Source organism: Acinetobacter genomosp. 33YU (genome assembly GCF_001990725.1).
GTDB classification, from domain to species: Bacteria; Pseudomonadota; Gammaproteobacteria; order Pseudomonadales; family Moraxellaceae; genus Acinetobacter; species Acinetobacter seifertii.
The window spans coordinates 18,686-25,084 of the sequence record NZ_LFZQ01000002.1 but is presented as its reverse complement, the minus strand read 5'-3'; the positions used below and the strand labels follow the sequence as shown (position 1 = coordinate 25,084).

Annotated in this window: 4 protein-coding genes; 1 reads left to right on the top strand and 3 read right to left on the bottom strand. The window is 34.6% G+C overall.

What is annotated here, in order from left to right:
- Window positions 1–59: 59 nt before the first annotated feature.
- On the top strand, window positions 60–1,172 hold the full coding sequence (locus AC056_RS01485) for a hypothetical protein (protein ID WP_077162520.1): 1,113 nt from the start codon (window positions 60–62) through the stop codon (window positions 1,170–1,172).
- Window positions 1,173–1,427: 255 nt separating this feature from the next.
- Here the strand turns inward: AC056_RS01485 and AC056_RS01480 are convergent, their stop codons facing one another.
- Genes AC056_RS01480 through AC056_RS01470 form a run of 3 tightly spaced genes read right to left on the bottom strand, consistent with a single transcriptional unit; the run spans window position 1,428 to window position 6,396 of the window.
- Window positions 1,428–2,234, bottom strand: a complete 807-nt coding sequence (locus tag AC056_RS01480; protein ID WP_077162519.1) for an efflux RND transporter periplasmic adaptor subunit — start codon at window positions 2,232–2,234, stop codon at window positions 1,428–1,430.
- Complete coding sequence (locus AC056_RS01475) at window positions 2,235–4,235, bottom strand: hypothetical protein (protein ID WP_077162518.1); 2,001 nt, start codon at window positions 4,233–4,235, stop codon at window positions 2,235–2,237.
- Window positions 4,228–6,396, bottom strand: coding sequence for a site-2 protease family protein (locus AC056_RS01470; RefSeq protein ID WP_077162517.1), 2,169 nt, complete (start codon window positions 6,394–6,396; stop codon window positions 4,228–4,230). The genes AC056_RS01475 and AC056_RS01470 overlap by 8 nt, the downstream gene beginning before the upstream one ends.
- Window positions 6,397–6,399: the final 3 nt, after the last annotated feature.

The window sequence follows — 6,399 nt, the reverse complement described above, 5'->3', positions numbered from 1 at the left end:
TAGGGATGATCCATTCATCCCTACTTTATCTATAATTTAAATTTAGAAAGGGGAATCGCGTGTCATCATTATTTTATATTTGGGATGCAAATGAGCATCATCATGATGTCCAAATTAATAATCTTGAACAAGCTGAGTATTACGCAACTCATCCAAAGAATACAGGATACAGCAAGAATCTACAGCAATGTTTACGCTCTATCATTCATACAGTGACTGACCCAGAACTTGTAGAAAATTTTGATCAAGACATTATAGATTTTTTTGATAATGCTGAAGGTTATATTGTCCCAACACAACAAAATGTATTGGATATAGATCGTTACTTTTTTGAAAAAAGTCCATATTTATATAAAATTGTTGTTGAAGCGATTATAAAATATGATGTAGTCGGCTTTGATGCAGGAGCATATATCTTCTTTAGTAAAGATAATATATTTCCGGAACAGACTGATATTAGACATTGGTTGCGTACCATTCAACCAATTACTAAAGATCAATTAAGCCAGTTTAAAATATTACCGGCTAATCAAGATAAATTGGTGCAATTTTTTCATCAATGGCTAATGATGAACGAAAAAAAATTAGGGTTTTCAGAAAGAGAAAAAAAGCATCAATATAATGATAAATTTGGTTTCTATAGAGATTTTAGTAAAATTGTATATGAGAAGATTCTCATAATAACTGCATCAAATTTATCTAAATCTGAGTTAGGTTTTTCAAAAATTTTATTGAGTAGTTATATTCAGTATTCTGAAAATAAAGCTTTTTGGATACCTAGAGATCATTTTATTAAAGACTTTACTTTACAATCTATACCAGCATTACATGGTATAGAGGGTAAACCTTTAGCAATAACGAACACTCAACAGCTTGAAAGTATTTTTAAGCAAATTTATGATTTTTTAATTTATGATGCGGAGCAACACAAAGATTTAGAAACTTTGAATCAATGGTTTAATCACGGGGATGAGAAAGAATATATTACAAGTGGTGCTGTATTTAATCGGTTAACCTTTGCTAAATATTTAAATGATCCTCTATATGATCAGTTAGTACACGAGTCCTTGCCTTATATTAAGAAAAATAATCGATTTAAGAGTTATGCAGATTGGAAAGTAGAACAGGTATATGATGAAGTCGAGAAAAGATATAATGATGTTGTGTCTTAAAGTTATTTTATAGACTTTTATAGGAATGAGTTATAGCTATAACTCATTCCTATTTTAAAACTGTACTAAAAAATATTTTTAGTCCCAGCAATTGATAATTATTGCATTAGTACTAGATAAAGATTATTTAAATCAAAGCTATTCTGAATATTACATATTAATGGACTTGGTTAAATAGACTGGTACAGCATTACCTTATTATCAAAAAATAAGTAGTTAAAGTTTTAAAATAGTATTGTTGTTGTAAGATGTATTTTATAAATACATCTTACAGCGAATACCACTTGGAAATTTTACGCTATTACTTTTTATGGTTGCGCCTGTACTAAAAGTACCTGAGCTTGCATCAATGACTTGATCAACATGGTCAAGTTGGATAGTAGTAGCAAACTTTTCAAATGGGCTTTCAGGCACAATTTTTACTTTTTGACCTTTTTTAATCTGATTAAAGTACTTTAAAGGCACAATTGCATTTATTTTAAATTGGTCAGTTTGAGCAATTTTTAAAATTGGATTTTTACCTTCGGTTGGACTGACTAAGCTACCTGCATGAATGTACTGTTGTATAACTACACCATTGAAAGGGCTATAAATTTTTCTACGGTTTAAATCAGCTTGGCTTTGTTTGTATTCATATTCGGCTTGCTTGATATTTTCTTGAGCTGATTGTAGCTCTGAACGAGCTTGTTGTAGTTCACTATAAGCATCTTCATAGGCCTGACGGGAAACGAAATTTTCTGCCAATAGTTGTTTCATGCGTTGTACTTTACTTTCAGCATGCTCAATTTTAGATCGTGCTATGTTGGCTGAACCTTTAAGTTGGGTTTTATAGTAAGCAGACTGAGTTGCAGATTTTTCGACACTCGATTCGATTTGAGCGAGAACTTGTCCTTTTTTTATCGGACTTCCTGCTTTTACAGGAACATTTTGTAAGACTCCTGTAATTGGACTTCTTACTTCAACAATTTTTGCAGGTTGTATCATGCATGCGAAATTGATAGCTTCTGCATAGGTAGTACCTGATAAAAGAAGTGTAATAGGAACAATAAAAGAATATTTCATTTAATAAATTTTTCCTGCAAAGCCAATTTGAGAATTTAATTTTTTGTCATGTTTAAACATGGATATACGGTTTCGGTAAGCACGTTTTTGACATTTTTTTTGCATACGTTTTACCGCAAAAATTAAAAAAATATATTGCAAATAAATGAAGGGAATGAAGTTTATAAACTTTATAAGCCATGGGATATTTTGTTGCATTAACTGATCTTCACCAGAAATATAGGCAACACATGATCCTTGATCGCCTTGACGACCAGCCCGACCATAAAGTTGTCTGTCAATTCGAGCTGATTCGTGAAACTCCGTCAAAATGACATGTAGGCCACCAGCTTGTTTAGTTTCAGGACGCAATTTAATATCTGTACCACGCCCAGCCATATTGGTGGCTATTGTAATTTTTCCACTGTGTCCTGCTTCAGCAATAATTGAAGCTTCGTGAGCATCTTGGCGGGCATTTAAGACAATATGTTCAATGCTAAGTCGGGCAAGTGCTTCCGAAATAGCTTCGGAGGCTTCAATACTACGTGTACCAACTAAAACTGAGCGTTTTGTATCGGCAATTGCTTTAGCATGTTTTGCAATTGCCTGATATTTCTGTTCATTATTTTTAAAATATCGGTGTCTAAATTGTTTACGTTTGGACGGAATATTTGGAGGAATCTGACATACTTTTAAACGGTAGATCATCCACAGTTCCCGTGCAACTTCTAGCCCAGTTCCTGTTAAGCCTGATAAAAGTAAATATCTTCTAAAGAAACGTTGAAAGGTCATTCGGGCTAGAGTGTCTCGGCCTTTGGTGAGCTCAATATTTTCTTTAGCTTCGATGAGCTGATGTAATCCTTGTTCCCATGAGCGATCAGCCATAATTCGGCCTGTAGACTCATCCACAATCTGAATTTTATTATCCTGAATAATATAATGCTGGTCTTTATGATAAAGATATAAAGCAGTAAGTGCTTGTTTAACTAGTAGCATTTTCCATGCATGGTTATACCAGATTGGTCTGACATCCTGAGGTAAGGGAACCTGTTTTTCTGGAAAAATATTTTCTATTTCAACATGGTGCTCAGCCTCAAGTATCGTGAAATCGACATCTCGAATAAGCTCTCTTGCTTGGGCAATTGCCCAATGAATAACTGGTGCTTCAATAAGGCCTTCGGTTTCTTGCGAAATCACCATTGGTGTTTGGGCTTCATCAATAAACACGCTGTCAGCTTCATCTACAATACAAAAGTGTAGGGCTGGTACAATCATCGTATCATCAGCTACTTTTCCAGTTGCCAATGAACGTAAGTTTTCAATTTGTCTAGGTTGAGTACCTTTTCCTGAAATGTGATCTTTTAAGTAATCAAAGACGATTTCATTTGCACTGACATAGCAAATTTGTTTTTGATAATTTTCCTTCCTTTCTGGTACTTCCATTTCACTATGAATTGCACCGCTGCTGAGTTGGAAAAACTCAAATAGGGGACGTAATTCTTCTTCATCACGCTGAGCCAAATAAGCATTTGTAGTCAAAACATGAACGAAATTACCAGTTGCAGCCATAATAGTTGCGGCCATACTTGCGACAAGCGTTTTTCCTTCACCTGTAGGCATTTCAGCAAGTCTGCCTGTTAGTAATATATATGCTCCCATAAATTGAACAGGGTGAGGGTAGATATTAAAAACACGAGAAATCGCTTCTCCAACACATGCAAATATTAAAGCGATAGACTGATTATGATTGGTCTCGCGTGATAATAATTGAACAGTATGCTGAAATTTCTGTACAAGCTGTGATTGGTCCAGCTCTTTTAAAGCATCTTTATGAACTGCTATTGCTTGTGCAAATTTATGAATATGCCTTCTAGAAATTTTCTTTGCGGGAATCCAGCCTAATAAGTTTGCAAAAAATATTTCAAGCTTATGTAGTTCTATATCTTTTTGTTCTACTCGCGCCACATTTGATAAATAAAAAGGGTGCAGAGACATATTTTTGATGGCACGTAGATTAGACATAGAATTGCTCCAAAAATAATTGACGCAATTTTCTAGTCCACTGCCATGCAAGAGGCGAGTAGCCTAAATGATAACGAACATATGCAATATCACCGAAAACAGAAGAGTCTAATGGTTGTGACAGTTGAATATCTAAATCAAAATAATTCTGTAAAGCTGTTTTGCCTTCCTGATCATTAGGATCAACTGTAATATTTCCACCCGCTTGACTACCTAATGCTGAAGATAAAAGTTTCTTTTGTGTTTGCGGGGTACTTCTAATGATTTTCCCTGTATAAATCACATCAAAATGATTTTTAAAGCGGATTTCAATATTTTTTAAGCGGTTCTGAATTAAATCATAATCTTGCTGTAAAACCGCACTACGAACAATTTGTGCCGGTTGATTAATAACATAACCAATAATGTCACCACGTTTATAGTATCTTTGCTTGATCTCAGTAGCATCTTTAGCAAACCATTTTCCGGAAACTGTGCTCGTGACTTGAAGCTGTTCAATTTTATATTGGTACTGTTGAAGCTGCTGAACGGCACCTTGCTTTTGATATTCTAATTTGCGACGTTGAGCCAGATCATCCAGAGAAGCTTGTCTTAGCTTGTAATCTAACTCTTCAACTTGAAGTTTTTGTAACTCATATTTTTCAAGTAAATCTGGGTTAGAAAGTTGAAAAAGGATTTGGTTTTGTTGAATCTGGTTGTTCTTAAAATTAATGCTTTGGATATGCCCTGACTCATTCGCACGAATAATAGATTCTTCTGGCATCCATACAATAGCTTGCTGAGTACTATAATATGGAAACGGGATAATAAAAAATATAAGAACAATTGCCGCAATAATAATCCATAAACGTTGAATGGCTTGTTCACGATATTTTGACAAGGTCGCTCCTTGATAAATATGTTTTATTCCTTTGTATAGAGGTAAAACAATAGTCATAAAACCAGAGATAGCAGCCAGTATCACACCAAAGAAAAAGTACTTTTGTGCTATAAACCAGACTAAACTGAACATGATGGTGATGCGGTAAATAGGAGACAGCAAACCATAAATGAATAACCAAAATCTTTCATTTTCAGTTGCATAAGGTGGCTGTACTGTTTTTGCACCAAACAAATAATGGTCTGATAAATAAATCCAATATTTAGTCGCTCGACCTGCCAAATTGGGAATCTCAAGCAAATCTGACAAAATGTAGTAACCGTCATAGCGCATGAGTGGGTTACCATTTACTAATACTGTAGAAATAGTAGCAATAAAAATGACGTTGTAAGCAAATGCGTGAATCAAGCCTTGTTCAGTCGATAGCCAGATATAAATTGCGATTGCGCCCAGTAAAAGCTCAGTGAGGATTCCGGCAGCCGATACCACAATCCTTTGCCATTTAGAAACAAAGTGATAAGAAGAGGTCGCATCGACATAGGGGATGGGAATGAACATAATGAACATAAGTCCCATTTCTCTGACATTTCCATTCCAGGCTTTTATTGCTAAACCATGAGCAAATTCATGTATTAATTTAACAATTGGATATGTCAGCCAAAGAATAAAAAGGTTACCGGTTGATAGCACTCGGTCCGATAAATTACTCGTTAAACTTTGCCAGTGCTCACTCAGCAATAAAAGTGCAGGAGTTACGATTAAAAACCAGAGTAAAAATCCCCATACACTAAAAATGGAACGCGCTAATTTACTTAATTGACCAAAAAAAGCATCGGGATAAAGCAGAGGTATTTTTAAACTAATTGGGTTTAAAAATGATTGCTTTAATTTATTAAATTTTTGTTTTTTATAGCGCTTAAATAGTTCTTCAGAGTCAAAAGATACTTCTGTTTGTAATAAGTCATTGTTATAAAGCTGAGTGAGTAATTGTACTAACTCATTTTGACTAATTGCTCGGTAGTGTTGGTCGAGATTGATATTTTGTTTTTCAATATATTCGGCCGCTTTATCCCATATTTTTTCAACATTAGTTTTGCCATCTAAAAGAGTAATCACATACCATGTTTCGGGGTTAACTCTAACAAAGCGTTGTGACATCGGTTCAAATAATAAAAACCAAGCACGGCCTCGTAAAATACGTGGTAAAACCTCAACATTCTGTCGCAACTGAGGTTTTAAATGACGTACAAGATGCCAATGTTCTGAAAACAAACTTTGCATGAC